1 protein-coding gene is annotated in these 999 nt (G+C 32.9%); it reads left to right on the top strand.

Annotation, left to right across the window (positions count from 1 at the left end; translation table 11 throughout):
* Nucleotides 1-98 precede the first annotated feature (98 nt).
* A complete protein-coding gene (locus AOG55_RS06435) occupies nt 99-980 on the top strand; it encodes a transposase (protein WP_236688982.1) in 882 nt (293 codons plus the stop codon).
* Nucleotides 981-999: the final 19 nt, after the last annotated feature.

Raw genomic sequence — 999 nt, 5'->3', positions numbered from 1 at the left:
TAGCGTGTCCAAACCTTCATAATTTGTTCGACAATTGTCATATTTATTAATTTGAAAATTATTAGTGGGATATGGCAGCGAACCACATCCCATTAATTATGCAAAGGTTGGATAAAATAGTTGCGGAGGATAGAATCAGAAAGTACTCAAATAAACTTATTGTAAAGATTATTGTAATTTTAAAGATATATGGAGTATCATACAGGTCATCTAAATACTTCTTCAATAACCATAAAGAATTCATGGAGTTATTGAATATAAATGATATACCAAACTTCAGGACATTATCTTATAGGTCTCTGAGGATAGACTGGCATTATATAAATTCATCAATAATAGATATGATAAATCCTGATAATGATAATGCTGCAGTAGATTCATCAGTTGTAAAGACATGTAAGGATACCACAGCACAGAGAAGAAGGAAGAATGGAAAATACAAGGATCCTAAAAGTTCATGGGGCTACGGCACAATGGGCTATGAATACGGAAGGAAGATTCATGCTTCAATAGATACCGATTCATTATCTGTAATGGAATGGAAGATGACCACTGCATCTGTATATGACAAGAATATGGCATTTGAAATGATAGATTCTGTAAGGAATTATAATTATATTTTAATGGATGCTGCATATGATTCCTCTGATATATATGATTATATTTTTGAGAATACACATAGTATACCTGTTATAGATACTAACAGGAGAAGAGGAATTGTTGAAAATAAATTGACCTATAACAGGAAACTGGGTATAGCATTAAGGAAAAAGGAATCATCAAGGTACAAATTGAGGTGGGAGATAGAAAGGACATTTTCCATTCTTAAGGAAATACTGGGAATGGAGTACATCTGGTATGTTAGGCACAGGAATTATGACATAGCCATAGGAGAAATTATAGTTGCATACAACTGTATTGTAATGGCCAATAAAATAACCGGAAATTCAGGGAGGAAAATAATGTACATAGTGAGTTGACGTATGTTTGGACACCCTA

The organism is Acidiplasma cupricumulans (assembly GCF_001402935.1).
Lineage (GTDB): Archaea > Thermoplasmatota > Thermoplasmata > Thermoplasmatales > Thermoplasmataceae > Acidiplasma > Acidiplasma aeolicum.
Note: the sequence above shows the minus strand (reverse complement) of the source record. Positions and strands in the feature narration are given on the sequence as shown.

Excerpts from the sequence above, each read along its gene's own strand:
- AOG55_RS06435 (WP_236688982.1), top strand. The coding sequence starts at position 99 with ATGCAAAGGTTGGATAAAATAGTTGCGGAGGATAGAATCAGAAAGTAC.